27 protein-coding genes are annotated in these 26,642 nt (G+C 57.0%); 15 read left to right on the top strand and 12 right to left on the bottom strand.

Annotation, left to right across the window (positions count from 1 at the left end; translation table 11 throughout):
- Nucleotides 1-41: 41 nt before the first annotated feature.
- A complete protein-coding gene (locus ACR0D9_RS06815; RefSeq protein WP_480485242.1) occupies nt 42-1,706 on the bottom strand; it encodes a mechanosensitive ion channel family protein in 1,665 nt (554 codons plus the stop codon).
- A 201-nt stretch (nt 1,707-1,907) separates the two neighbouring features.
- Between ACR0D9_RS06815 and yajC the strand changes: the two genes are divergently transcribed.
- The 10 genes from yajC (at nt 1,908) to ACR0D9_RS06765 (ending at nt 8,914) form a co-directional block, all read left to right on the top strand.
- On the top strand, nt 1,908-2,195 hold the full coding sequence (gene yajC / locus ACR0D9_RS06810; RefSeq protein WP_209503494.1) for a preprotein translocase subunit YajC: 288 nt from the start codon (nt 1,908-1,910) through the stop codon (nt 2,193-2,195).
- A 33-nt stretch (nt 2,196-2,228) separates the two neighbouring features.
- The gene (gene secD / locus ACR0D9_RS06805) at nt 2,229-3,890 is read left to right on the top strand and encodes a protein translocase subunit SecD (RefSeq protein ID WP_480485244.1); all 1,662 of its coding nucleotides are present in this window, start codon (nt 2,229-2,231) and stop codon (nt 3,888-3,890) included.
- A 1-nt stretch (nt 3,891) separates the two neighbouring features.
- The gene (gene secF, locus ACR0D9_RS06800; RefSeq protein ID WP_480485245.1) at nt 3,892-4,866 is read left to right on the top strand and encodes a protein translocase subunit SecF; all 975 of its coding nucleotides are present in this window, start codon (nt 3,892-3,894) and stop codon (nt 4,864-4,866) included.
- Nucleotides 4,859-5,611 carry a sulfite exporter TauE/SafE family protein gene (locus ACR0D9_RS06795; protein ID WP_480480336.1) on the top strand — a complete coding sequence of 251 codons (753 nt, stop codon included), beginning with the start codon at nt 4,859-4,861 and terminating at the stop codon, nt 5,609-5,611. Before secF ends, ACR0D9_RS06795 begins: the two co-directional genes overlap by 8 nt.
- 12 nt (nt 5,612-5,623) lie before the next feature.
- Nucleotides 5,624-5,977 (top strand): Mth938-like domain-containing protein, encoded by a 354-nt coding sequence (locus tag ACR0D9_RS06790; RefSeq protein WP_480480338.1) that lies wholly within the window; start codon nt 5,624-5,626, stop codon nt 5,975-5,977.
- A gap of 144 nt (nt 5,978-6,121) precedes the next feature.
- Complete coding sequence (gene ccmA / locus ACR0D9_RS06785) at nt 6,122-6,736, top strand: heme ABC exporter ATP-binding protein CcmA (RefSeq protein ID WP_480538145.1); 615 nt, start codon at nt 6,122-6,124, stop codon at nt 6,734-6,736.
- Entirely contained in the window at nt 6,733-7,389 is a 657-nt protein-coding gene (gene ccmB / locus ACR0D9_RS06780) for a heme exporter protein CcmB (protein WP_209503504.1), read from the top strand. Before ccmA ends, ccmB begins: the two co-directional genes overlap by 4 nt.
- A gap of 61 nt (nt 7,390-7,450) precedes the next feature.
- Nucleotides 7,451-8,224, top strand: coding sequence for a heme ABC transporter permease (locus tag ACR0D9_RS06775; RefSeq protein ID WP_209596843.1), 774 nt, complete (start codon nt 7,451-7,453; stop codon nt 8,222-8,224).
- On the top strand, nt 8,221-8,379 hold the full coding sequence (gene ccmD, locus ACR0D9_RS06770) for a heme exporter protein CcmD (RefSeq protein WP_209503508.1): 159 nt from the start codon (nt 8,221-8,223) through the stop codon (nt 8,377-8,379). Before ACR0D9_RS06775 ends, ccmD begins: the two co-directional genes overlap by 4 nt.
- Entirely contained in the window at nt 8,372-8,914 is a 543-nt protein-coding gene (locus tag ACR0D9_RS06765) for a DsbE family thiol:disulfide interchange protein (RefSeq protein WP_480504689.1), read from the top strand. The genes ccmD and ACR0D9_RS06765 overlap by 8 nt, the downstream gene beginning before the upstream one ends.
- Here ACR0D9_RS06765 and ACR0D9_RS06760 read toward each other — a convergent pair.
- Both ACR0D9_RS06760 and acnA read right to left on the bottom strand, forming a co-directional pair.
- Nucleotides 8,909-9,610 (bottom strand): SDR family NAD(P)-dependent oxidoreductase, encoded by a 702-nt coding sequence (locus tag ACR0D9_RS06760; protein ID WP_480504690.1) that lies wholly within the window; start codon nt 9,608-9,610, stop codon nt 8,909-8,911. The genes ACR0D9_RS06765 and ACR0D9_RS06760 overlap by 6 nt on opposite strands.
- 134 nt (nt 9,611-9,744) lie before the next feature.
- Entirely contained in the window at nt 9,745-12,435 is a 2,691-nt protein-coding gene (gene acnA, locus ACR0D9_RS06755) for an aconitate hydratase AcnA (RefSeq protein ID WP_480538143.1), read from the bottom strand.
- Between the two features lie 226 nt (nt 12,436-12,661).
- Here acnA and ACR0D9_RS06750 point away from each other — a divergent pair, with 226 nt between their 5' ends.
- Nucleotides 12,662-13,363 carry a DUF1223 domain-containing protein gene (locus ACR0D9_RS06750; RefSeq protein WP_480538141.1) on the top strand — a complete coding sequence of 234 codons (702 nt, stop codon included), beginning with the start codon at nt 12,662-12,664 and terminating at the stop codon, nt 13,361-13,363.
- Here the strand turns inward: ACR0D9_RS06750 and ACR0D9_RS06745 are convergent, their stop codons facing one another.
- The 4 genes from ACR0D9_RS06745 to purB all read right to left on the bottom strand — a co-directional run bounded on the left by ACR0D9_RS06745 (nt 13,364) and on the right by purB (nt 17,803).
- The gene (locus tag ACR0D9_RS06745) at nt 13,364-14,287 is read right to left on the bottom strand and encodes a lysophospholipid acyltransferase family protein (RefSeq protein ID WP_480485253.1); all 924 of its coding nucleotides are present in this window, start codon (nt 14,285-14,287) and stop codon (nt 13,364-13,366) included. It abuts the gene before it with no gap.
- 120 nt (nt 14,288-14,407) lie between these two features.
- Nucleotides 14,408-15,508 carry a flagellar motor switch protein FliG gene (locus tag ACR0D9_RS06740; protein WP_480485254.1) on the bottom strand — a complete coding sequence of 367 codons (1,101 nt, stop codon included), beginning with the start codon at nt 15,506-15,508 and terminating at the stop codon, nt 14,408-14,410.
- Nucleotides 15,509-15,577: 69 nt separating this feature from the next.
- Entirely contained in the window at nt 15,578-16,120 is a 543-nt protein-coding gene (locus tag ACR0D9_RS06735; RefSeq protein ID WP_480480357.1) for a tetratricopeptide repeat protein, read from the bottom strand.
- A gap of 378 nt (nt 16,121-16,498) precedes the next feature.
- Complete coding sequence (purB, locus tag ACR0D9_RS06730) at nt 16,499-17,803, bottom strand: adenylosuccinate lyase (protein ID WP_480485256.1); 1,305 nt, start codon at nt 17,801-17,803, stop codon at nt 16,499-16,501.
- 355 nt (nt 17,804-18,158) lie between these two features.
- On the opposite strand from purB, the gene ACR0D9_RS06725 reads away from it, so the two are divergent.
- Complete coding sequence (locus ACR0D9_RS06725) at nt 18,159-18,719, top strand: hypothetical protein (protein ID WP_480485258.1); 561 nt, start codon at nt 18,159-18,161, stop codon at nt 18,717-18,719.
- 11 nt (nt 18,720-18,730) lie between these two features.
- On the top strand, nt 18,731-19,063 hold the full coding sequence (locus tag ACR0D9_RS06720; protein ID WP_480538140.1) for a hypothetical protein: 333 nt from the start codon (nt 18,731-18,733) through the stop codon (nt 19,061-19,063).
- Between the two features lie 32 nt (nt 19,064-19,095).
- On the opposite strand, the gene ACR0D9_RS06715 is transcribed toward ACR0D9_RS06720, so the two are convergent.
- Nucleotides 19,096-20,310, bottom strand: a complete 1,215-nt coding sequence (locus ACR0D9_RS06715) for a bifunctional alpha/beta hydrolase/OsmC family protein (RefSeq protein ID WP_480485262.1) — start codon at nt 20,308-20,310, stop codon at nt 19,096-19,098.
- A gap of 275 nt (nt 20,311-20,585) precedes the next feature.
- On the opposite strand from ACR0D9_RS06715, the gene ACR0D9_RS06710 reads away from it, so the two are divergent.
- A complete protein-coding gene (locus ACR0D9_RS06710) occupies nt 20,586-20,780 on the top strand; it encodes a hypothetical protein (RefSeq protein WP_480485263.1) in 195 nt (64 codons plus the stop codon).
- A gap of 10 nt (nt 20,781-20,790) precedes the next feature.
- On the opposite strand, the gene dddP is transcribed toward ACR0D9_RS06710, so the two are convergent.
- Nucleotides 20,791-22,134 carry a dimethylsulfonioproprionate lyase DddP gene (gene dddP / locus ACR0D9_RS06705; protein ID WP_480538138.1) on the bottom strand — a complete coding sequence of 448 codons (1,344 nt, stop codon included), beginning with the start codon at nt 22,132-22,134 and terminating at the stop codon, nt 20,791-20,793.
- A gap of 122 nt (nt 22,135-22,256) precedes the next feature.
- Here dddP and ACR0D9_RS06700 point away from each other — a divergent pair, with 122 nt between their 5' ends.
- On the top strand, nt 22,257-23,000 hold the full coding sequence (locus ACR0D9_RS06700; RefSeq protein WP_480538136.1) for a heme-dependent oxidative N-demethylase family protein: 744 nt from the start codon (nt 22,257-22,259) through the stop codon (nt 22,998-23,000).
- 36 nt (nt 23,001-23,036) lie between these two features.
- On the opposite strand, the gene ACR0D9_RS06695 is transcribed toward ACR0D9_RS06700, so the two are convergent.
- From ACR0D9_RS06695 to glnA, 3 genes are all read right to left on the bottom strand, one after another.
- A complete protein-coding gene (locus ACR0D9_RS06695) occupies nt 23,037-23,939 on the bottom strand; it encodes a hypothetical protein (protein ID WP_480504707.1) in 903 nt (300 codons plus the stop codon).
- A gap of 200 nt (nt 23,940-24,139) precedes the next feature.
- Entirely contained in the window at nt 24,140-24,928 is a 789-nt protein-coding gene (locus ACR0D9_RS06690) for a lytic murein transglycosylase (RefSeq protein WP_480485269.1), read from the bottom strand.
- Nucleotides 24,929-25,215: 287 nt separating this feature from the next.
- Nucleotides 25,216-26,622: a type I glutamate--ammonia ligase gene (gene glnA / locus ACR0D9_RS06685; protein ID WP_480538134.1), complete on the bottom strand. Its 1,407-nt coding sequence runs from the start codon at nt 26,620-26,622 to the stop codon at nt 25,216-25,218.
- Nucleotides 26,623-26,642 lie beyond the last annotated feature (20 nt).

The following is a 26,642-nucleotide window of genomic DNA, read 5'->3' as shown; positions in this document are numbered from 1 at the left end:
ACCCGCTTATGCACCATCTGCGGGGCAGGGTGTAGCACCGGTTACGTCTTATCAGCGTCTTCGTGGGTTTCATGCGCCAGATGGCCCTCCCATGCCCCGGCCGGTATTTTAGGCTCAGGCGGGTCAGCCACATAAGAAGGCGTCATGATCTGCACATTGTTTTCGTTAAATACCGCAACAATGTTTCGATGCAGGTCCGAACGGATTTTGGGAATGATGCTGCCGCGGGTGGTATAGCCGTTGATCTGATAGTTGATCGCGTAGTCGGCCAACGCCGTCCACAGCACAAAAGGTTCAGGATTGGCCTTGATACCTTTGGTGCGGTTGGCGGCCTCAATCAGCATCGCCTCAACCTTTTCAGGGGGTTCTTCGTAGCCGATGCCAACGGTCGTGTGCAGCAACAGCCCGTTACCATCAGTTTTCTTCGAAAAGTTCACGACATCTGAATTCATCAACTGTGCATTGGGGATTGAAATCAGTTCGTTCTTGATCGACTTAAGATGGGTCTCCATCAGTTTGATCTGAACGACATCGCCGATATGGTCTCCGATTTGGATACGGTCGCCGATTGAGGTAGACCTGCGGTAAATCACAAACAGCCCGGCCAGCATGTTGGACACGACTGAATTCGCGCCCAAAGACAGCATGGCGCCGACCAGAAGGGTTAACCCCTGGAACGCGGCCGAGTCTGAGCCCGGAATATAGGGAACCGCAAAAACCAGCGCGATCAGAATAACGACGACACGGGCAATGTTGAACGTCGGGTTGACCCAGTGTTTTTCGAAATCACCCATTTCGAACGAACCGGCTTCGACCGCATCAAAGAACACGCGCAGACCTTTGATGATATACAGCGTGACCCATGTGATCAGGCCCAGCATAATCAGATTGGGGATATAGCTGAGGATGCCCCGGAAGATAAGCAGCACCGGCTCGGTCAGATAGGTTAGCAGAAGCTGTGCGAAATATCTGGTTTCCGCAAAAGCCAAAAGAACAAAGGACAGGTAATAGTAGAAACCGAGAAAGAAGATGATCAGCAGCACGAAGTTCAGACCATAGCGGATAAGGGCCGCGATTGCTTCGGCCTGAACGCTTTTGGCTGTCGCCGTTTCGACATCCTTTAAGTAGCGTTTTACCAGCTTCAATGTGCGACGCCTGATCCGACGGTGCAGCCACAGGATTGTGACAACAAACAGGGCAAATCCCAACGTCCAGGCAGCCGCTTCGATAGCACCGGAAACGCGCGCCTGATCGGTTCGGTTGGCTCGATACGCCTCAATGGATTGTTTGATCGCATTGCCATGCAAAACGCTCAGAACACTTAGTTCCATCTGATCCAGTTCAGAGTCAGCTTTAGTAACGATCGAGATTCTTTGGCCATCGGCCAGAATCCAGATGCCAAATTCGGTCTCTTCATATGTGATCTCGACCAAAGGTGCTTCCGACGCTTCCGCAACCGCAATGATCTTGTTCTGTACGTCCTCGGCGCGCTCCGGAGCAGGCAGAGCGCTTGATCCTCGCACCTGAAACAGAACGTCCCCGTCCACGATGACCGGGGCCATGAACGTGTCCGATTCCGAAGTCTCGGACAGGGGCGATTCAGCGGGTGCTTCCTGCGACAAGGCCGCACCAGACAGCCACACGCTCACCGACAGGGCAGTCAGTAAATAAAGCAACGAAAGGAAAGGCTTGAGTGGCCGTGTCATGTGTCCCCCTTCAGATAAACTATACCCGGTTTCGGTTATGTTCCTAGGACATATCTGCAACGCTTTGCCCGTAGTTGCCGGGACATGCCTGTATTCAAGTGGGTTACATGACCGCCTTTGCTTGCAAACCGACATTTCAAAGCATAGGTTCCGCCCAAATTTGCGGAACTGTGCCGCAAGACTAGAACAAAGGAATGTCCCATGGATGGTGGCGCAATCGCCCAGTTTCTCCCGCTGATCCTGATCTTCGCGATCATGTATTTCCTGCTGATCCGTCCGCAGCAAAAGAAGATGAAGGAACATCAGGCCATGGTTGATGCCGTGCGTCGGGGTGATCAGGTGATCACGCAAGGCGGCGTGATCGGCAAGGTATCGAAGGTCAAGGAAGGCGATAACGAGATCGAGGTCGAAATCGCCGAGGGCGTCAAGATTCGCGTGGTCAAATCGACCATCGCCCAGGTTCTTAACAAGACCGAGCCGGCGAAGTAACTTCGCGCGACAATTCCTTGAAAAGGCAGGGTAATGCTGCAATTTGATACCTGGAAGCGGGTTCTGATCTGGCTGGTCTGCGTGACCGGTCTGCTCATGGCCCTGCCAAACGCGTTTTACACGCGGGTCGAGCAATCCAACGACGCCAAGGCTGCGATCGAGCTGGGCAATGACACGCCGCAGATACAGGCTGAAGCCGCGCAATGGCCGAACTGGCTGCCGTCATCCCTGGTCAATCTTGGCCTCGACCTGCGCGGCGGTGCGCATCTGCTGGCTGAAGTTCAGGTGCAGGACGTCTACGAATCCCGGATGGAGGCGATGTGGCCGGAAATCCGCGACGCGCTGCGCGATGAACGTGCCACGGTGGGAACCATCCGCCGTCAGGACTCGGCCGCGGATGAGATTCGCGTGCGCATCAGCCAGCCCGAAGGAATGCCACAGGCGTTGGAGGTTGTTCGCGGTCTGGCCCGGCAGGTGCAGACACTGACAGGTGTAGGTGCCACAGATATCGAAGCCCGTGCGGATGGCGACACGATTGTTGTTCAACTGTCCGAGGCAGAAAAACTGGCCTCGGATGATCGCACGGTGCGTCAGGCGCTGGAAATCATCCGCCGCCGGATCGACGAAGTCGGTACGCGAGAGCCCACAATCCAGCGCCAGGGGACGGATCGAATCCTGATTCAGGTGCCGGGTATCGGCAGTGCGGGCGAACTTAAGGAAATCATCGGAACAACAGCACAGTTGACGTTTAATCCGGTTGTCGGGCGCGGAACCGATCCGGATGCCGTCGCAGGCGTCGGTGAAAAAATCGTGCCGTCGATTGACGAAAACGAAGTTTATTACAACATCGAATCCGCTCCGGTCGTGACAGGAGAGGAACTGGTCGACGCCCAGCCGTCCTTCGATCAGAACGGCCGCCCTGCGGTCAACTTCCGGTTCAACACATCCGGTGCGCGCAAGTTCGGGGATTATACCCGTGACAACATCGGCGCACCCTTTGCCATCGTGCTGGATGACGAAGTGATCTCGGCCCCCGTGATCCAAAGCCATATCCCGGGCGGGTCGGGCATCATCACCGGTAACTTCACCGTTGAGGAAAGCACCAATCTGGCCGTCCTGCTGCGTGCCGGTGCTTTGCCTGCAGGGCTAGAATTCCTGGAAGAACGCACCATCGGCCCCGAACTGGGGCAGGACAGTATCGACGCAGGTAAAGTTGCCACAATCGTGGCCTTTATCGCGGTGCTGGTATTCATGGCGCTCAGCTATGGCCTGTTCGGTGTCTTCGCCAATATCGCGCTGATCATCAACGTGGGCCTGTTGTTCGGCTTGCTGTCCCTGATCGGCGCAACCCTGACTCTGCCGGGGATTGCGGGGATCGTTCTGACGGTCGGTATGGCAGTGGATGCCAACGTGCTGATCTTTGAGCGCATCCGCGAAGAACTGAAATCCGCCAGAGGTCCCGCCCGCGCCATCGATCTGGGCTATGAAAAGGCGTTGTCGGCCATTCTGGACGCCAACATAACCACCTTCATCACCGCCGTTATCCTGTTTGCCATGGGCAGTGGTCCTGTGCGCGGGTTCGCGATCACTCTGGGCCTGGGTATCCTGACATCGGTCTTCACCGCGATCTTCGTGACGCGCCTGATGGTTGTCATGTGGTTCGAACGCCGCCGACCGAAAACGATCGAGGTTTGACATGAGACTGAAACTCGTACCGCAGAACACCTCGTTCGACTTCTTCAGTCGTTGGAAAATCTGGCTTGGAATCTCCGGCCTGATGATGGTGATTGCGTTCACCTCATTTCTGCTGCAGGGGCTGAACTTCGGCATCGATTTCCGCGGTGGAACCACGATCCGGACCCAAAGCAATCATGCAATCGACGTGGGTGTATACCGCGATGCTTTGTCTCCGCTGCAACTGGGTGACGTCACCATCACCGAGATTTTTGATCCAAGCTTCGGTCCCGATGAAAATGTCGCGATGATCCGTATTCAGGCTCAGGAAGACGCCGAAGCGGTCACCGCAGATGTGATCACCCAGGTCGGCGAAGCGCTGGCTGCCGCAGACCCCGGACTAAAACTGCCCTTTGAAAGCGTCGAATCCGTTGGCCCAAAAGTGTCGGGCGAGCTGATCCAGACTGCTGTTATCGCGGTTGTCTTGGCCATCGGCGCCGTTCTTGTCTACATTTGGCTGCGCTTTGAATGGCAGTTTGCACTGGGGGCAGTTGCCGCATTGGTGCACGATGTGATCCTGACCATCGGCATCTTCTCGGAACTGCAAATCCGCTTCGATCTGGCGATCATCGCGGCGCTGCTGACCATCGTCGGCTATTCGCTGAACGACACGGTTGTCGTCTTCGACCGGGTGCGCGAGAATCTGCGGAAATACAAAAAGAAGGACCTGAAAGAGGTTCTGAACGTATCGATCAACGAAACCCTGAGCCGAACGGTGATGACCTCGGTCACAACTTTACTGGCGCTGATCTCGCTTTATCTGCTGGGTGGGGACGTCATCCGCGGATTTGTCTTCGCGATGATCTGGGGTGTCGTTGTCGGGACCTATTCGTCGGTCTTCGTGGCCTCAACCATCCTGCTGTGGCTGGGGGTCAAGCGCGACTGGTCCAAACCGTCGAATACGGCGGGCAACCAGTTTGCCAATATTGATGCCTGAGGCTCTACAACAGGCCTTGGCCCTGCCGGGCCTCACTTGGCTGATCCTTACCATCGGAGCCGCGGGACTTGTCCGCGGCTTCACAGGTTTTGGCACCGCGATGATCTTTGTGCCGGTGGCGACCCAGTTCCTGCCTATTGCAGAAGTGGTCTTTCTGATGGCCGCCACCGGTATTGCATCAACCTTTGCCTTGGCTCCGCAGGCGTGGCGGGATTGTGACAAGGTCGAAATCAGCACTCTGGGCTTTGCCGCAACGATAACCGTGCCGCTGGGGCTGTGGATCATGGTGCAGGTGGACTCGGTTGCGCTGCGCTGGGTTGTTTGCGGCATTACCGGTCTGACCCTGCTGGCCGTGGTTACTGGCTGGCGGTGGGAGGGTAAACTGGGACTGCCCGGACGTCTCGCCATCGGCGGTAGCGCAGGCGTTGTCGGCGGCATGACCGGGCTGACCGGCCCGGTTGTCATCGTGTTCTATCTGGCCAGTTCCACAGATGTGCGCAAGATTCGTGCCAACACCATCATTTTTCTGGCATTGCTCGACGTTGTCATCGTTTTCAACATCCTCATCAGCGGGGCCGCAGATTTGTCGATCCTATGGATTGTCCTGCTGCTGTGTGTACCTTATCTGATCACTACGCTTATCGGCAAAGCATTGTTCGACCCGAAACTGGAACGGATCTACCGCCTCGCGGCCTATTCGGTCATCCTGATTGCGGTCATTTCCGGACTGCCGCTTCTGGATTGAAGAAGGGACATCATGCGTCTGAATCAGATTACTTTTACAGATGCCAAACCCATAGACGGTTATGGCCCCGGTTTTTTTCGAATTGGCGGCGATGTCTTCCACGGCGCTGTCCTGACAGGCCCGGCAGGCCCGGCAGAGTGGGGCGGCTATGACGACCGACACCCCCTTCTGGACCTGGCGGGCAGGATCGACGTCCTGCTTATCGGCACGGGCGCAGACATGGCCCACATCCCCCAATCGCTACGGGTTGAGTTGGAAAATGTCGGACTTGGTGTTGAAATCATGAACTCCCCCGCCGCCTGCCGCACCTACAATGTGCTGCTCGCCGAAGGTCGCCGCATCGCACTTGCCCTGATCCCTGTCTGACGGGATTCTCTTCATCTGGCCAAAAATATCCCGGGGAGTGTGAGGGGCTGGCCCCTCACTCCGACATGTGCCAGCTGTGGTGCGCTGGCATCCTGCGGCAAATCTCGCCTTTTGCCCCTGCGGACAATCCGCTAAGCGGGTCTCATGACTTTGACTGTAACAGATCTGTCGATCACACGTGGCGGTGTTCCCGTCCTTGAGGGCCTCAGCTTTCAGCTGTCGCCGGGCAAGGCTCTGATCCTGCGGGGCCCAAACGGGATCGGCAAAACGACGCTTCTGCGCACGTTGGCTGGCTTGCAGCCTCCGCTGGAAGGCAAGATCGAAGGGGCCGAGGACCGGATCGCCTACGCGTCCCATTCGGACGGGCTCAAACCGACATTGTCAGTGACTGAAAACCTGACATTCTGGGCAGCGGTCTTTGGCACATATGACATCCAGCCAGCGCTGGACGCTTTTGAATTGAACGAACTCGCCGACCGTCACGCCGGCAATCTGTCGGCGGGCCAGAAACGGCGGTTGGGGTTAGCACGGATGCTGGTCACAGGGCGGCCGATCTGGATGCTGGACGAGCCGACCGTCTCGCTGGACAGAAACGCGGTGCAAATGTTTGCCGACGCTGTGCGGACACATCTGGGTCAGGGCGGTTCAGCCCTAATCGCGACCCATATCGACCTTGGCCTGGATGGCGAGGTTCTGGACGTCGGTCCGAACAAGGCCAAACCCAAACCCATCGACGATTTCGACGGAGGTTTCCTGTGATCGCCCTGTTGCTGCGCGACCTGAAACTGGCCTTCCGCGCGGGCGGCGGGTTCGGGCTGGGTTTGGCCTTTTTTCTGATCGTGACCGTGATGGTGCCGTTTGCAGTGGGGCCGCAATCCTCGCTGCTGTCTACGATTGCGCCCGGAGTGCTCTGGCTGGGGGCCTTGCTGGCCTGCCTTCTGTCGCTTGACCGCCTGCTGGCACTGGACTGGGAAGACGGCTCGCTCGACCTGCTGGCTACAGCACCGCTGCCGCTTGAAGCGGTTGTCACGGTCAAGGCGCTGGCCCATTGGCTGACCACCGGCTTACCGCTGGTTCTGGCCGCGCCGTTTCTGGGTGTTTTGCTGAACCTGCCGATGCCGGGGTTTTTCTGGCTGGTGATCTCGCTCCTGATCGGTACCCCAGCCATGAGCGTCATCGGGACATTTGGTGCTGCGCTGACCGTTGGTCTGAAACGTGGCGGGCTATTGCTGTCGCTTCTGGTGTTGCCACTTTACGTCCCCACCCTGATATTCGGGGCCGAGGTTGCCCGGCGTGGTGCAACAGGGATGGAGGTGCAGACGCCACTGCTGATGCTGGCCGGGATCACAGCGGCGACCATCGCATTGTTGCCCTTTGCCAGCGCTGCCGTGCTACGTATCAATCTGCGGTGAACCGCGACAAGTTTGATGGATGTCAATTGAGAACCACCCCAAATCGGACTAGATAGGGCCCATGTCAATCGCAGCCAAAGCTAACGCCCTCTGGGAATATGCCAACCCGCGCAAGTTTCTTGAAACCAGCGAACGGGTCCTGCCGTTTTTCTGGATCGTCTCGACCATCTGCATCGTTGTCGGTCTGATCTGGGGCTTTTTCTATACACCGGATGACTACAAGCAGGGGTCGACGGTCAAGATCATCTATCTGCACGTTCCGGCGGCGTTGATGGCGATCAATTGCTGGCTGATGATGCTGGCCACCTCATTGGTCTGGCTGGTGCGCCGCCATCATGTCAGCGCGCTTGCGGCACGCGCTGCTGCACCGATCGGGATCGTAATGACCCTGATTGCGCTGCTGACGGGGGCCATCTGGGGACAGCCCATGTGGGGTACATGGTGGGCCTGGGACCCGCGCCTGACTTCGTTTCTGATCCTGTTTCTGTTCTACCTTGGCTATGTCGCCTTGTGGGAAGCTATTGAGGACCCTGATACCGCAGCCGATCTGACCTCGGTTCTGTGCCTGGTTGGGTCGGTCTTTGCAATCCTCAGCCGATACGCGGTGAATTTCTGGAATCAGGGCCTGCATCAGGGCGCATCGGTCATGCGGGCCGGGGCCGTTACCGGGGCGGATACGGAAGAGAAAGTCAGCAACGTCTTTTTCTACCCCCTGCTGGCCTGCATCATCGGATTTGTTCTGCTGTTCATCGCCTTGGTGTTGTACCGCACCGGAACGGAAATTCGCGCCCGTCGTATCAAGGCGCTACAGGCACGGGAAAGGGTAGGCGGATGATCCCCGATCTTGGAAAATATGCAGACGCTGTTTTGTCGTCTTATGCTGTTTCCATCGCTCTTATCGTGGCGCTGGTTGCGTTCAGCGTGATGCGTGGGCGCAAAGTGCGCGCGGAAATGGAGAAGGTCGAACAGAGGATGTCGCGCAATGGCTAAAGTCTCGCCCCTGATGATTGCGCCGCCTCTGATTTTTGGCGCATTCGCGGTTCTCGCAGGCATCGGCATGTTTCGCGAAGATCCCAACGCCTTACCCTCGGCCCGCGAAGGGCAACCAGCGCCGCCCGTGGTTCTAACCGAGTTTTCGGGAAAGACCCTTTTCGACGACGAAACGCTGCGCGACGGAGAGGTCAAGCTGGTCAACTACTGGGCCAGTTGGTGCGCGCCATGCCGTGCCGAGCATCCCAACCTCGAGGCATTGGCAGCTGAAGGTATCCCGGTTTACGGCATCAACTACAAAGACAAGCTGAGCAATGCCGAGGCTTTCCTGGATGATCTTGGCGATCCGTACACTGCCATCGGCCGCGACGAACAGGGCCGTATGGCGATTGACTGGGGTCTGTACGGCGTTCCCGAAACCTATGTGATCGACGGTGATGGAACGATCATATTACGCTTTGCGGGCCCGATTACGCAACGTGTCATCGAAAGCACGATCCGGCCTGCGCTTGAAAAGGCGGCGGGCGGTTCATAAACGATAGCCTCCCGTTACCGACAAAACTTCACCAGTGATGAATGAGGCCGCGTCCGACGCCAGAAACCTGATCACTTTGGCTATATCCTCGGGCCGTCCGACCCGACCCAACGCGGTATCCTTCACAAACAGTTCTGTCAGTTCTTCCGAACGAGGCGCTTCAGGAATGTTGATCGCACCGGGGGCCACGGCGTTGACGCGTATCCCATCTGGCCCCAACTCTTTGGCCATGGCACGGGTCCACAGGTTCAGAGCGGCCTTGCTGGCACCATAGGTGACCGCATCACGGGGCGGCAACACCGCATTCATCGACGAGATACTGACAATGGCGGCACCCCGTTCCAAATGCGGCAAAGCTGCAGCCAGCAAAGCGGCAGGGACCAGCAGGTTCATGTCAAGAATGGAGCGATGTTCCTCGACTTGGAACTCCTCTTTTGGCGTCGACCGAACCAAACCGGCGTTGTTCACGATCACATCAAGTTTTCCAAACCGCTCCATCACCTGCGCAATCACCGCCGCTGGTTGATCAGGAGCCGTCAGATCCGAACGGATCGCCAAAGTTCCTCTCTGCAATAGTGCCGCCGAAGGCTTGGTGGATAACCAAGTGAATGCCACCCTATGGTCGCGGCTCAACTCCTCTACGATGGCATGTCCAATGCCCCGTGCTCCACCTGTTACCAACGCCACCTTTTCCATAACCACCTCCTGTTTTCAGAGTACCGCGTATATCCAACCTCACCTGCTAAATATGACTTCCGAGCGCGAGGCAGAGCCTTGTAAAAGAAAGGACGCCCGAAGGCGTCCTCAAAATTTTCTATCCGCTGCGTTCCTTAGCCAGCCTTGGCCAGATTTCTCAGCACGTAATGCAGCACACCGCCGTTTTCGATGTATTCGATCTCAGGCGCGGTATCGATCCGGCATTTCAACTGGATGGTTGTCTCAGCCCCGTCTGCATAGGTGATGGTGCAGGGCACGACCTGCAGCGGCTCGACCGTATCCAGCCCATGGATCGAGACGGTTTCGTCCCCCTTCAGACCCAGGGTTTTGCGGGTATCTCCACCGGTGAATTCGAACGGGATCACGCCCATGCCGACCAAATTGGACCGGTGGATTCGCTCAAAGCTTTCTGCAATCACGGCTTTGACGCCCAGCAGTGCGGTGCCCTTGGCCGCCCAGTCGCGGCTTGAGCCTGCGCCGTATTGTTCGCCACCAAACACGACTAGCGGAGTGCCATTGGCCTGATAGGCCATCGAGGCATCGTAGATCGACGTCTGTTCACCATCCGGACCTTTGGTATATCCGCCTTCAACTCCGTCCAACATCTCGTTCTTGATGCGGATATTGGCGAAGGTGCCGCGCATCATGACTTCGTGATTGCCCCGCCGCGAGCCATACGAGTTGAACTCGCGCGGCTGAACCTGACGGTCGGTCAGGTATTTGCCCGCCGGCGTCGTGGTAGCGAATGATCCCGCAGGTGAAATGTGGTCGGTGGTCACCATGTCGCCCAGAATGGCCAGAACCTTGGCGCCTTCGATGTTCGAGATCGTGCCCGGTTCCGCCCCCATACCCTGGAAATAGGGCGGGTTCTGGATGTAGGTCGACGTTGGCGGCCAGTCATAGGTTTCCTGTTGCGGAACCTCGACGCTTTGCCATTTCTCATCCCCCTTGAAGACATCCGCATATTTCGACTGGAACGCTTCGCGGGTTACGGTTGCTTCGACCAGTTCCGCGATTTCGCTTTGGGTTGGCCAGATGTCCTTCATGAAGACGTCGTTGCCATCCTTGTCCTGACCGATGGGCTCGGACGTCAGATCGATGTCGAGCGTACCTGCCAGCGCATAGACAACAACCAACGGCGGCGAAGCCAAGTAGTTTGCGCGGACATCCGGTGAGATACGGCCTTCGAAGTTCCGGTTGCCGGACAGAACCGACGTGGCGACCAGATCGCCCTCGGCAATGGCTTCCGAGATTTCTTTCTGGATCGGGCCCGAGTTGCCGATGCAGGTGGTGCAGCCGTACCCAACAAGGTTGAAACCGACCTTGTCCAGATCTTCTTGCAGTCCAGCGGCCTCAAGATAAGCAGATACAACCTGCGAACCGGGTGCCAGCGAGGTTTTAACCCAAGGTTTGCGGTTCAGACCCAGAGCTGCGGCTTTGCGAGCCACAAGGCCTGCACCGATCATCACGTAAGGGTTCGACGTGTTGGTACAGGAGGTGATCGAAGCAATTACAACCTTGCCCGACTCCATGGTGTAGTCTTCGCCCTTGACGGCGACTTCCTTGCCCATGGGGCGCTTGAAGGTCTCTTCCATTTCCTTGGTGAAAGCGGCCTTGGCGCCGGTCAGCGCGACGTAGTCCTGCGGGCGTTTCGGGCCTGAAATTGCAGGAACGATTGTGCCCATGTCCAGTGACAGAGTGTCAGTGTAGATCGGCGCATAGTCCGGGCCTCTCCAAAACCCGTTTTCCTTGGCATAGGCTTCGACCAGCGCGATGCGGTCTTCGTCGCGGCCGGTGTTGCGCATGTAGCGCAGGGTTTCTCCGTCGATCGGGAAGAAGCCGCATGTCGCTCCGTATTCCGGCGCCATATTGGCGATGGTTGCACGGTCAGCCAGCGGCAGGCGGTCCAGCCCTTCGCCATAGAATTCGACGAATTTGCCCACCACGCCCTTGGCACGCAGCATTTCGACAACTTTCAGAACAAGGTCTGTACCGGTGGTGCCTTCGACCATCGAGCCGGTTAACTCAAAACCGATCACCTCAGGGATCAGCATCGAGATCGGCTGACCCAGCATTGCGGCTTCGGCCTCAATCCCGCCAACGCCCCACCCCAGAACGGCCATGCCGTTGACCATGGTGGTGTGGCTGTCAGTGCCAACCAGTGTGTCGGGATAGGCAACTTCTTCGCCGTTCTGATCGGTGTCAGTCCAGACAGTCTGTGCCAGATATTCCAGGTTCACCTGATGACAGATACCGGTGCCGGGAGGCACAACGCGGAAATTGTTGAACGCGTTCTGACCCCATTTCAGGAACTGATAACGTTCCATGTTGCGCTCGTATTCGCGGTCGACGTTCATCTGGAACGCACGCGGGTTCCCGAACTCGTCGATCATGACCGAGTGGTCGATAACCAGATCGACCGGGTTCAACGGGTTGATCTTCTGTGCGTCGCCGCCCAGGCCCTTGATCCCGTCGCGCATGGCGGCCAGATCGACCACCGCTGGAACACCGGTGAAGTCCTGCATCAGCACGCGGGCAGGGCGGTATGCAATCTCGCGCGGGTTCTTGCCGCCATTGGCACCCCATTCGGCAAATGCCTTGATGTCATCGACCGAGACCGAAAAGCCGCTGTCTTCAAATCGGAGCATGTTTTCCAGCACGACTTTCAACGCGGCAGGAAGGTTGGAAAAATCACCCAAACCGGCCTGCTGCGCGGCGGGGATCGAATAGTAGGAAATGGATTTGCCATTCACGTTCAGGCTGCGGCGTGTCTTAGCGGTATCCTGTCCGACTTTAATGGGCATCGGGTGGCCTCCCTTCTCAAATGACTTGGATTTCGGGCATCGCTGAATGTTATCTGCATCACCCAAGCCGCTGGTTCAAGGTTCAATGACACTGGATTTGCAATTTTGTATACCATTGCACACATTTAGGCGGAGAATTGCAAGTACCGCCCTCAAGAAACGTTGATTGGCGGTTGAAGGGCAAAACGGCTATCCCAGAGAACACCCGCTTTATCCGAGAGTTTTTATGTTCAGACCCGCTGCTTTGACCGCCCTGATATCCTGCCTGCTCGCCACCCAGTCCATGGCCGGTGAGGATCCTGTGGTGGTTGAGCTGTTCACCTCACAGGGGTGTTCGTCTTGCCCGCCGGCGGACCGGATCATGCATGAGCTGGCGAAACGCGACGATGTCATCGGGCTGGCGCTGCATGTCGACTATTGGGATTACATCGGCTGGAAGGACGAATATGCCGATCCTGATCACACGCTCCGGCAACGGGCCTATGCCCGCGAAAACGGAAAATCCATGATCTATACGCCCCAGATGATCATAAATGGTCAGCACGATATTGTCGGCGCTCAGGCTCAGGAGCTCGACCGTCTGATTGATGCGCATCTAAAGGCCGCCCCCGAGGCAGCGGTGACAGCAATCCGAGACGCTGACGAAGTGACCGTGAGTGTGACGCCTGTAGAATTGCCCGAAGGTGAGACCTATGACGTGCGTATCGTTCAGTATTCGCCTCTGCGCCATGCCTCGATCCGCCGTGGTGAACTAGCAGGGCGGGAATTGGATTATGCCAATGTTGTCGAGACCTGGCAGATTGCGGGCCGGTGGGATGGGCAAACGCCGCAGACATACTCGGCGCAGCTTGAACCAGGCTTGCCAGCCGTCGTGCTTGTGCAAAGGGCCGGTCACGGGCCAATAGTTGCCGCGTCTTGGGCCAAGTGATCAGGGCATGTCGTCCGGTTGAACGCCAAGCCCGTTCCAGCTTTTCCAACGTCGATGGATCCAGAACCACTGTCCCATATGCTGCCGCACGATCTGTTCCAGATCGTCATTGGTGAACTGAGTCATCGTCTTTGGGTCCGTGTGCGGAACGGGATCATGCAGGATGATTTCAAAGTCGATGCCATTAGGCTGGCGCACGGCATAGCACGGTATCAGTACGGCCTTGTACTTGATGGCCAGCTCTGCGTTCAGCACGGATGTCACGGCAGGCTTGCCAAAGAATGTCAGCTCTTCGCCCCCCAGCGCATGCAGGTCGGACACGATGGCAATGATTCCACCGTTCTTGAGTGACCGGACCATTTCGACCATACCGCGCCGCCCCTGTTCAAACATCGGTGCGCCGGTTTTGTAAAAAGCCTCGACATAAGCGTCGTTGAAATAGGGATTGGCCATCCGCCGGTAGAGGCATCCAATCGGCTTGCCGCTGTGTTTCTGCAGGGCAACACGAGCGGCCAGATAGTGACCGAAATGCGCAGTGATCATCATCACCGGGCGCCCTTCGGCAATCGCTGCATCAAACGCAGCAATACCCGGCCCGGATATCTTGGCGTTCACCTGACGTTCGATGAAACCTTCGGGTGAAAAATGCTCCATAATTGCCCGACCGGCATTATCCGACACGTCACGATAGATCTTTGTGATCTCGGCGTCAGACAATTCAGGGCAGGTGAGCTTTAGATTCCGGCGGACACGGGTGCGAAATCCAACGACGGGTGCAAGGGTTTTCATGATTGCACCCATGGTTGCTATGCGCTTTTCATAAGGAAGCTGGCGCATAGCGCCGATGATTCCCTGCAGGAACAGATTGGCGACATAGTATTTTCCAAGCTCAAACCGGCTGAGCTCCGACTTTTCGACGGGCATGGAGGTGTCTCACCGCGTGTTGCGAAATGTTGCCTCAGACATACAACCCGGTACCCGTAACCTCAAGCACCCTGGCGAAATGGCTGCCCTAACGATCTGGCGGGTGCGCCTGTTCCTGCCTCAACCCGTGTTTTCGTCGTCTTCCTTTTCAATCAGCGTAATTGTTCCGGCGTCAGACAAGGTACGAACCGCCCCAACGATCTGGGTCATGGCATCTTCGGCCTCAGATTGCTTGACCCGCCCGCGTTCCGCGATTTCCTCGCGCAGGTTTTCTGCCATGCGGGAGGAGATATTCGACAGCAGAAACTCGACAGATGCCTTGTCATCATCCGCGGCGGCACCAGCAAGGGCCGCGACCAGAACAGGCTGATCGACTTCCCTCAATATGGCTGGAACATCACGGGGCGAAATCCGGCTGGAGATATGGGCGAAGGTAAAGATCGAGCGGCGCACCAGATCGGCAAAATCGGCGTCGTCCTCATCCAGCGCGTTCAGCAGGTCGTCACGTGTGGCGGACGCAGACTGGTTCAGAATTGCACCCACCCGCGCGCCTGGACCGTCATTGAAGGCCTGAACAGGCCGCTGATCCAGCTGAGCAGCCAGTGACCAGCCGATCCGCTCAACCGCTTCGGGCGTGACATTTGCTGTTTTCGAGATTGCGTAGGTGATCCGCCGTGCCACCGGACCCGGCATGTGGCCCAGCATCTGCGCCGCCTGTGCCGTATCCATTTTTGAAAGCATCACAGCGGCCACTTCAGTGCTTTCCGCCTGTGCCATGGCCGCAAGGTCCTGGGCTGGAATGTCGCGCAACCTTTGCCAGGGATCACCGATCTGACGAACTCCGGCAACTTTGCGCAAACGCGCGGCTGTCGCGGGTGTGATTTTTCCACTGACGGCATCCAAGGCCCCGGCAAGACCATGTGGAAAGGCCAGACCGACATTGTCCAGGGCTTCGCTGAATTCCTGCGCCACAGCACCCAGAGTCGCCCGGTCTACAAGGCCCATTTCCCCCAATTGATGTGTCAGTTTCTCTTGCAGGTCATCGGGAAGCTCCTCCAGCGGAAGATCGGCGCCGTCGTTCAACAACAGGCGCACGACAACAGCCGCCTTTTGACGGCTGGTCAAAGATCGGGGAACAAGGCGCGGGCTGTCGCCACCTCCTGCGGAAAATGGGGCCGAAGCCCCTTGAACCGTTTGAATTAATGCGTTGGTGTTCTGCATCTGCCTGTGGAGCTAAAGTTTTCAAACCACAGGCAGATTAGAGAGAGTCGGGTTAAATAACCCTGAACCTTAATAGCTGTATGTCAGGCCCGTTCGGATCGCTTCGCGCAACGATGCCTCGGCCCAGGTGCCTTCTCCGCCACGGGACTTTATTTCGCGCCATTGCTCGATCGCCAGATCGGTTCGGCCTTCGGACACAAACCCCTGCGCCATGTAGCTGCGCGCCAAAAGATTGTCTGGGTTGGCATTGATCGCGTTTTGATAAAAGACATTTGCCAGTTCCAGCTCGCCCATCTTGCGATAGGTGAAACCCCAATAGGTCAGGACACGATCGTCGTCCTGATCCATGATGCGCAGAATGTCTTGAGCGTGCCCGTATTGCCCGTCATACGCCAGTTCGCGGACCGCATCATACAGCTGATCATCTGTCAGGCTTGACTTGTCGGGTTTGACGCATTTTCCACGGGTTTCGTCATATACACGGCCGAACAGGCATTTCTTGGTTGTATTCGTCGGTTTCGGCGGGCTGCTGCTGTCACCACCTGCGGCATGGACAGCTGGCGCGAAGGCAAAGGCTTGCAAAGCAAGGGCAGAAGCTAACAAAAGGCGCATTTCTTTACTCCGTTCTCGGGGCTCTTATTGAAATCATAGTGTGATCTACAAAAAAGCTAACAGGGGAACGGTCGCTTTTATTCACGAACTGGACAAAAATTGTCAGCTGTTGACAGATTTCGCGCAGCTTTTTGTTTCAGTATCCCACGTTGTCCCGGGTGCGCAGGATTGGGTCTGTTTGGAATGTTGTTCGCAGGCAAGCCCGGCCGAGGCCACAAGAACCAGTGCCAATGCGCTTAGGAGTGTTCGGATCATGATGTTTCCCTCGTATGGAAAAAGCACATGCAGGATACCGCATTTCCGTTGGTCTGGCAAAAAACAAGGGGGTACAATGCACGTGGCAGAACACCCCCGGCTAACAGACTGAAAAGATAACCGTTAGTCGCCAAACACGCGCGCAAAGATCGTATCGACATGCTTGGTGTGATACCCGAGGTCGAATTTCTCTTCGATCTGCGCAGGGCTGAGTGCGGCAGTTACATCAGCATCCGCCAACAGTTCCTCCTTGAAGTCGGTGCGGTGTTCCCAAACCTTCAACGCGTTGCGCTGTACCATGGCATAGGCGTCCTCACGGCTGACACCTGCCTGGGTCAGGGCCAGCAGAACCCGCTGGCTCATGACCAGCCCGGGGAACTTGTTCATGTTTTCCAGCATGTTTTCCGGGAAGATCAGCATTTTGTCGACCACACCTGTCAGGCGGGCCAAGGCAAAATCCAGCGTGATTGTGGCATCCGGACCGATCATGCGCTCGACAGATGAATGCGAGATGTCGCGTTCGTGCCAGAGCGCGACATTCTCCATTGCCGGTATTACGGCTGCGCGGACCATGCGCGCCAGACCGGTCAGGTTCTCAGTCAGCACCGGGTTTTTCTTGTGCGGCATCGCCGAGGAGCCTTTCTGGCCCATCGAGAAGAACTCAGCCCCCTCCAGTACCTCGGTCCGCTGCATGTGGCGGATTTCGATGGCAATGTTTTCGATGCTGCTTGCGATGACGCCCAGCGTTGCAAAAAAGGCCGCGTGGCGGTCACGCGGAATGACCTGCGTGCTGATCGGCTCAGGCACCAGACCCAGCTTGTCACAGACATGTTCCTCGACTTGCGGGTCGATATTGGCAAAGGTACCAACCGCGCCGCTGATCGCTCCGGTGGCGATTTCCGCACGTGCATCGCGCATCCGGGACAGGTTGCGGTCCATCTCGGCGTAGAAGCGGGCAAAGGTCAGACCCATGGTTGTCGGTTCGGCGTGGATGCCGTGGCTGCGTCCAATACGAACCGTGTTCTTATGTTCCATCGCGCGGCGCTTGAGCGCAGCCAGAAGCCCTTCAAGGTCGGCAATCAGGATGTCGGCGGCGCGGGTCAGCTGTACGTTGAAACAAGTGTCCAGCACGTCCGAGCTGGTCATGCCCTGATGCACAAAACGCGCCTCTTCACTGCCGACATGCTCTGCAAGATGGGTCAGGAAGGCGATGACGTCATGCTTGGTGACGGCTTCGATCTCGTCGATGCGGGCGACATCGAATTCCACATCCTTGGCTTTCCAGACAGCTTCGGCATTTTCACGCGGGATCACGCCCAGATCCGCCATGGCATCGCACGCGTGCGCCTCGATCTCGTACCAGATGCGGAACTTGGTCTCGGGCGACCAGATGGCAACCATGTCGGGGCGGGAATAACGGGGAATCATAGGCGACGGCACCTTTTTTGCAGATTGGATGAGGCGTTGGCGCGGGGTTTAACCGCGTGCGGGGTAGGGAACAAGATGCGAGAGCGTATATGAGACGGTTTGCCCTGATTCTTGCCGTTTGTTCGGGCTTTTCAGCAGTAGACGGGTTCGGAAAACTGTCCTGCAAAGGATTTGGTACGGTATTGACGGGCAGGGTTCCGCAACAAGGCAGGTTTTGCGCCTGCAACTAGGTCTCACCGGATCATGCCGCCAGTTGGGGTGGATGCCTGTCCTGCCCTTGCTGCCAAGCGATGCTGGACAAACAGCGCTGCAACAGTTCAATCTGATCGGAAGGAAATAACCAGGTTATTGAGATATGCGTTTTTTATCATGTTCTGTACTTGCCCTCTGTGGTGTGTTTTGGGTCGGCGCAGCTGCACCAGCACTGGCTGACACACCCGTGACATACACCGATGAAGGCCAAGCGCTCTTTCGGTTTGACGTTCCAGACTTCTGGGTCCTTCGTACCGGCGGCCCGCGCGAGATTGAGGATACCGAACTGGGCGACGCCCGTGCGGTCGCGCGGGTCATGGGGTTCCGGCCGGTGACAGACGACGCGGTGTGGATGGGTTTCGTATCACCTGCGGGGGTTGGAACAATTCAGGGCGGCGTCCGGTACTTGCAGGATATCGACAAGTTTCTGGTCAAAGACCCTACGACGACCAGCACCAGCGATACCCGTATCGGCGGATTGCCAGCCCGCGTGTTTCGGGGCACCGGGCACCGGGACGGCAAGGGAGTAAGCTTTACCGCCACCGTCATTGACCTTCCGCAAGGCCGGGTTGCCATCGCAGTTGCTATTCTGCGGGACGGGGCAGACCCGATTTATGCAGATGATCTGAACGCCGTTTTCGCGTCGTTCCGGGCACTTCAGTGAGGGAGGGAGCGATGAGCGTTAGACTGATCAAACGGATGTCCCTTACGCTAGGGTTTGGGATCGCGACTTTGACGCTGTCGGCCTGTGACGGTGTGACGGTTGGGGTCGGGTACGGGTATGACCCGTTTTACGACTCGATGCTGTGGAACGACTACTACCATGACGTTAATGTGGATATTGACGTTGATCGTCCCAACCGACCTGATCGACCAGTGCGCCCCGAGCGTCCGAAACCGCCTGTTGCCAAACCTCCCGCGCGCCCGCGCCCACCTGTCGCGCGCCCACCTGTCGCGCGCCCGCCGGTTGCCCGCCCGCCCATTCATCGACCGGGCCCGCGGCGCTAAGGAACAAAAGGCCGCCTGTCAGGCGGCCTTTCTTATGAAAGAAGCTCGGTCGTTATGTGGGCCGAGCCTTCGAGCGTCCGGTGAACCGGGCACTTGTCCGCAATCTCAAGCAAACGTTGCCTTTGCTCCTGATCCAGCGGGCCGCTCAGGCGGATTTTCCGGCGAAACTGGTCCACCTTGCCATCATTCACCAATCCGGCATCCTGTGCGTGAACCTTGTCATGACACACATCGACGCTGACATTTGTCAGGGGCCAGCCTTTGCGCCGGGCGTACATGCGTATTGTCATCGATGTGCAGGCCCCCAAACCGGCCGAGACAAAGCCATAAGGCGACATGCCCTTGTCCGTACCGCCGTAAGATGCGGGCTCATCCGCGACCAGATGGTGGTTTGGACCCGCCTGAATATCCTGCATGAACCCGCCCGGATCTGCTTCGGTTATGCGCACAACGCCCTCTGGCGCTCCCGGTGGCGGAGCGGGTGGGCACAGTTTCACATAGCGTGAAACCCAAGCGGCAATAACATCCGCTGCATATTCGGCGTCAGAGGCGCGCGTGATCAGATGATCGGCGTCGTCGAGAGTTACAAAGCTTTTGGGGTGTTTCGCGGCCAGAAAGATCGCGCTCGCATTGTCGATGCTGACCGTTTCGTCGCGTGGGGCATGAAGGATCAACAGGGCGGCTTTGAGGTCGGCGATTGCAGATGACAGGGCCGATTTGGCAATGTCGTCCACAAAAGCTTTACCTATGCGGAAGGGGCGACCACCCAGAGAGACCTCGGCACTGCCATCCTCTTCGATCTGAGGCAGCGCCGCCTCAAAGTGATGCGACACATGGGCGGGGTCAGCCGGTGCACCCAATGTCACGACGGCTTTTACAGTCGGAATACCAGCCCGCGCCCGCAACACCGCCGCGCCCCCAAGCGAGTGGCCGATCAGCAGGGCAGGTGCCATTTTTCGACCAGCCAGATATTGCGCGGCTGAAATCAGATCCTCGACATTCGAAGTGAAGGTCGTATTGGCAAACTCGCCTTCGGAATGGCCCAGTCCGGTGAAATCGAACCGCAGCACCGCAATGCCCATGGCAGCCAGTCGGGCAGAAATGCGCCGGGCGGCCGGGATATCCTTGGAGCAGGTAAAGCAGTGGGCGAACAGGGCCGTAGCCAGCACCGGTCCGTCCGGCAAATCCAGTCGCGCCGCCAATTGGCTGCCGTCATGTCCGGCAAAAGTGATGCGTTCCGTGGGCATGTCGGCTCCTTGAATGGTACGGGGGAACACGCCCAATACTGTGTATTTGCCCCTTGGGTCACAACCCTTAAGTCACACGCGTAACGGGAAGGTGAGAACGAATGGGTGTTTCACAGACTGCGCAAGATCCCTGCCGCCTTCGGGCCGCATGGCGGCAGAGCTCTTACCTTCTTTTAATATCAAAAAATTTGATGATGGTTCAAACAAACATTCGTTTCACTTATGTCTCTCCACATCCCATTTGTGGTTCCTGAAAGCTGAAACAGGAGACACAGATGTCACATGCAGATATTGCACCCCGGATACCCGACCTGCGTTCACGTATGATCCTGGCTATAGTTTTGGCCGGCGTTGCCGGGTTCGCGATTGGCCAATCCTGGCCCGCGCCCCAAGGTGGTTCACAGGTTCAGGTCAGCCTTGCCACGGAAGATTGGCATGGAAATGTCCGCCGGTCCCATTGGTCGAATTGAGGGCCCGGCCTTATTCGATTCCCATCAATTGGGGGTCAAAGGGATATCTGGACAGGTTCTCATACCCGGTTTCGGTAATGAGAACCTGATCCTCAAGCTTGATGCTGAAATCGCCACCGACTTCGCCAACGCAGGCTTCGACGCACAGCACCATGCCGGGCTCCAGCGGATAGTCATATGCGCCTTCGACGGCTTTGTCCGGATACGCAACCAGCGGCCATTCATCACACAATCCCACTCCGTGCATCAGGCAGCCGTATTTCTGCGCCTGAAACTTGTCGTCAAGCCTGTGCGACATGGCGGTAAGTTCCGGGATCATCACACCGGGCTTCAGCATTTGCATGTTGGTCATGATGTGTTCATGCGCGTGCTGCATGGCATAGATCATGTCAGGGCGGGGCTTTTGGTCACCAATCCACCATGTACGCGAGATATCGATGCAAATCCCGTAAGACCCGATCAGGTCGGTGTCGAAGGCGATGATTTCGTTTTGCTGCGTGATGCGCGGGCCGCATTCCTGGAACCAGGGGTTCGTGCGTTGGCCTGACGCCAACAGGCGGGTCTCGATCCACTCGCCACCGCGCCGGATGTTTTCCGCGTGCAGAACAGCCCAGATATCATCCTCGGTTGTCCTGCCATTGCCGACATTGGCGCGCGCAAAGCTCTCCATTTCCGCTACAGCGGTTTCACAGGCGTGATTGGCACAGCGCATGGCCAGAATCTCATCCGGTCCCTTCACGGCACGGGTCTTTTCGGTCAACTCTTCGCCTTCCATGACCTCAAAGCCCTGCGCCTCAAGCGCGCGCAGACCGTGCAGCATGATCTTGTCGACAGCCAAACGTTTGTTGCCGCCGCCATGCGCATCGATCAGTACGCGCACCTCGTTCGAGAAAACATCTGCCGCAATATCCACCTTGTCGCCACGGTCGAAGTAAAACAGGTCCGCGCCTGAACGCTGTTCGCGCACCAGCGGGTTGAACGTGCTGAGGAAAGGCGAGTTCTTGTAGTCCCAAATCACCATATAGCCATCGGCACATAACAGCACCGCGCGAAACGGGTTATGCGTGTTCCACAACTGCATGTTCGTGCTGTCGGTCGCATAGCGGATGTTCAGCGGGTCAAAAACCAGCAAGCCACCATATCCGCGATCAACGATGGCCTGCGTCAGTCGTTTCCAGCGGTGTTCCCGCATCCGGGCAAGATTGGGCAGTTCCAGCCCCGCAGCAGCCCATTCGTCAAAAGCCAGCTGTGTCGGTCCGATCTCGATCCGGTCATTTTCGTTTGGCGTGCCATCACCCAGCGTAGCGCCTCGGCTGGGGTCAATCTTGCGCGTGTCTCGGTAATGCTTGTTCATGACGGACCTCGTTGCTTGTTCAGTCAAACCTAAGGTGCCCATGTGGATCGTCTTGGAGAAATGCGACGGCGATCCTGTCGTTTTCGACCGACAAATATTTCGACCCATGCTAAGTCGCTGGTATGAATAAAATTCTGCAAGATAAAATACCGTATGATGTCGGCGACCTACGTGCTTTACCGGGTATCCAGCCTGCAACGATGGAAAACTGGTTGCATCGGGACGAGGCTTTTGTCGGTCAGATGCAACGCCGGCAGAAGCTGCTGACGGAACGCCGCGAAGACGTTCTGGCGCTTGATCCGCAGGCTGAACCGGCCGCTCGGGAACTGCTCGACCTTGTGCTGTCGCAGGTCTATCCCAATGCGGATGAAGAAGTCGTGAGACCCGACGGAGTAAGTGTCGCAGTCGACCGGGCGCAGCCGCTTGATACATTGTGCAGGCTGGTTCAGGAGGATTTTTGCATCCTGCAAAAGCGCGGAACTGAACATGTATTGACCGGCGCAATCCTGTGTTTCCCGGCCAGCTGGCTTTTGTCCGAAAAATTCATGCGACCACTGATCGACATCCATGTGCCTGTCGCAAGTTACGACGAAAATATCGCCAAGCGGGTGCAGCGCCTGTTCGACGGGATACAGCCCGGCCGTCCGCTCTGGCGTTTTAACGCGCTTTGGTATGAAGACCCCGAACTGTTTCAGCCCCGAAGCGCCAGCGACAGGAGGGGCGACACAGGTCGACGTAAAACGTCCTACTTGCGAAGTGAGCGGCAAACCCTGCTGCGCTTGCCGAAAACGGATGCGGTCGTCTTTTCAATCCACACTTATATTCTGGCCGCGAACGCGGTTCCCAAAATGGAAAACCCCGCCTAAAGGCGGGGCATCCAAGGAGGGTCTTCTGTAATTCTCTTATTGGCCCAAGGCGGCCGCAACATCGGCAAACGCGTTCGTTGCGTTCAGAGCAACTATCGCGAAGGTAAAGACAAGCACCTGTGTGTTGAGGCGAAAATCCTCACCCCGGATCAGATTGACGGCAGCCATTGACAGGGCAATCGGGGTCGAAACGCCAGCCAGTACACCCGTCATGCACCAACTGCTGAGACGCAAAACGTCACTTGGCTTCGCGACACCATCTTCGTCATCGAACGTTTCCTGACCTGGCCTGTTTGTATCTTCACTGCGAAACGCGATGCTGAGCAATTGTTCATCTGTCAGTTGGATCGGGCGGGACGTCGAAGCATGAAGAACACTTATGGTGTCATCGTTCTCGGGCACATTCACCCCCGAGAATTGCCCGGTCAGCGACTGAAAAATTTGTTTTCTGTCGCGTGTTCGGCTGGGGGCCAGAGTGTCAAAGGCGCTCATGAACTGCTCGACCGTCAGAACCGTGTGTGGCGACAGCCATTCAACGCGCCGGGTCGAACAAATATCGACCATGCGATACAGAATGACGACCATCATCAGTTCCGAAATCTCGGAGTCATCCAGCAGGGGGGAAACCGGCGTGATCGAAAGAACCAACCTGTTTTGCGGATTTGCGGCGCGGGGTTTTGTTATCGTTTTTAGCCCCGCGGCGCGATCCATACGCTCGTACCGGTCTTCCTGCTCGGGGGTGCCTGTGTCCAGGGTCAGTCGCACAAGGTACTGACTTGAAACAATGCTTGCTTCGGAATTGCTCAGCAACGCCTTGCGTTCGACCAGATGGCCGTAATCTTCCAGCGTCGTGGCAACGATTGTGCCAAAACGCTCGATCGCGCCATTTGCGTCGCCATTGAATTGCAGGCCGCCATGGTAGCTGTGCTTCCGAGCCACTGCACTGTCCTTTTTTGCGTACTGTTCAGCAAACACTGTAACAACCATTCGTGAGGAGAATTTGGCGGAAAATGCAAAAAAGGTGATTTTACCCCGGCATTGGTTACGCATTGGAAACCAAGAAACTAAAGGCTTTTGTTTGTCACTGTGGCGGAAATGTGGCGAAAGCGGGTGCGGAGTGTGTTTTTGGTGCGACCGGGCTATTGGTCGATTCGGGCGGCCATGATTGCTATGGATTGCTGATAAACAGAGGCCGCGTTCCACTGTTTCAGCACTTGAAAATTCCGCTCCCCTGGCTGATAGCCACGCCCTGGCTTCCACCCTTTCTTGCGAAGAAAATTGGCGGTCGAGGCAAGCGCGTCGGTCATGTCATAGAAGTCCACCCGACGGTCGCCAGTGGCATCGACGCCATAGGTCAGGGCGTTGCCCGGCAGGAACTGAGTGTGACCCAACTCGCCATGTTTTGCCCCTTTTGTCGCCACGGTAATGCTTCCTGCATCGACCAGTTTCAGTGCCCCGATTGCGTGCGGAACAAAGAACTCGGACCGGCGACAATCATAGGCCAGTGTCGTGATTGCGGAAACAACCTGACTGTCTCCCATAAAATTGCCAAAGCCGGTTTCCATGCCGTGAATGGCGATCAGAACGCCCGCCGGAACACCGTATTGCCGTTCAAGCGCAGCGTAGAAACCCGGATTGGTTGCCTTGCGCTTGCGCCCCTGCGCGACGATTGCATCAGCGCCTCTGACACGCATGAATTTGTCCAGCGTGTATTTGAAGCTTTTCTGATTGCGATCCGCCGCGATTGTGCCCGTGGCGTATTGCGCCTGGGCAAGCGCCTGAAGGCCCTTCTTTTTCACACCAGCCTTGCGGGCCTGCTGGGCGAAATCGGCCTTCCAAGCCTCGAACCCCGCGCTGGTATTCCCACAAGGCGCGGCCAGAAGGGGCGAAGACACAAGCAGGGCGATTAACACGTAAAGACGAAACATAATTATTATCCGATGGTGTTGAAATCTGTGGCCAGCCTACCTTGAGCTTTGAATTGGGCAAAGCAGTTCGTTGGAGTGGCTCCAACCGCTCCTGCAAATGCCTGTTGATTGGTCTGCGGAGTGCCTTTGAAGGATTTCAGATCCTCAGCATCGGGCACATAGCAAGGCGAAGGTAAAACGTGTGAATTCTGCGCCATGGCGCCCGAAAAGGCTGAACAGCGACAGACCGGCGCAAATGAAACAGGGGCGCCCGTTTGAGCGCCCCTGCAAATCCATGCCGTGGTTGCTTAGCAGCTGTAATACATGCCGTATTCAACCGGGTGTGGTGTGTGCTCGTAGGTTTCGACCTCTTCCATCTTCAGGGCGATGTAGCCGTCGATCTGGTCCTTGGTGAACACGTCACCTTGCAGCAGGAAGTCGTGATCCGATGCCAGCGCTTCCAGAGCTTCACGCAAGCTGCCGCAGACAGTCGGGATACCGGCCAGTTCCTCGGCAGGCAGATCGTACAGGTTCTTGTCCATGGCTTCGCCCGGATCGATCTTGTTTTTGATGCCGTCAAGGCCGGCCATCAACAGAGCGGCAAACGCCAGGTAGGGGTTTGCAGCCGGATCGGGGAAACGAGCCTCGACACGTTTTGCTTTAGGGCTTTCGGTCCACGGAATACGAACACAACCCGAACGGTTGCGGGCCGAGTAGGCGCGCAGAACTGGTGCTTCGAAACCGGGGATCAGACGCTTGTAGCTGTTGGTTGCCGGGTTGGTGAAGGCGTTCAGTGTCTTGGCGTGCTTCAGGATGCCGCCGATGAAGTACAGCGCTTCGTCCGAAAGATCTGCGTATTTGTCGCCTGCGAACAGCGGCTTGCCGTCCTTCCAGATCGACATGTTCACGTGCATGCCGGTGCCGTTGTCACCTGCGATAGGCTTCGGCATGAAGGTCGCCGACTTGCCGTAGGCATGAGCCACGTTGTGGATGACATATTTGTACTTTTGCAGCTCGTCCGCCTGCTTGGTCAGGCTGTCGAAGATCAGGCCCAGCTCGTGCTGGCAAGACGCTACTTCGTGGTGGTGTTTGTCGACCTTCATGCCCAGACGCTTCATGGTCGACAGCATTTCCGACCGCAGGTCCTGCGCTTCGTCGATCGGGTTCACCGGGAAGTATCCACCCTTGACGCCCGGACGGTGGCCCGTATTGCCCATTTCGTATTCGGTGTCGGTGTTCCATGATGCGTCAGTTGCATCAACTTCGTAGGATACCTTGTTGATTGTGTTCGAATAACGGACATCGTCAAACAGGAAAAACTCGGCTTCGGGACCCATATATGCGACGTCACCGATTCCTGAGGCCTTCAGGTATGCTTCGGCTTTCTGCGCTGTGCCGCGCGGATCACGCTCATAGGCTTCGCCTGTATCGGGTTCGACAACCGAGCAGTGCACGCAAATGGTTTTCTCTGCGTAGAACGGATCAACATATGCACTATCGGTATCGATCATCAGCTTCATGTCCGAAGCTTCGATCGACTTCCATCCTGCGATGGACGAACCATCAAACATGAAGCCTTCGTCCAGGAAGTCTTCGTCGACCTGATCGGCCATCAGGGTCACGTGCTGCAGCTTGCCGCGGGGGTCGGTGAAACGGACGTCGACATATTCGGCGCCCTCTTCCTTGATCAGCTGAAGAACTGCGTCCTTGCTCATTCTCTTGATTCCTCTGACTT

It is taken from the genome of Ruegeria sp. AK11 (genome assembly GCF_056541095.1).
This window is presented reverse-complemented; position numbering and strand designations above follow the sequence as displayed.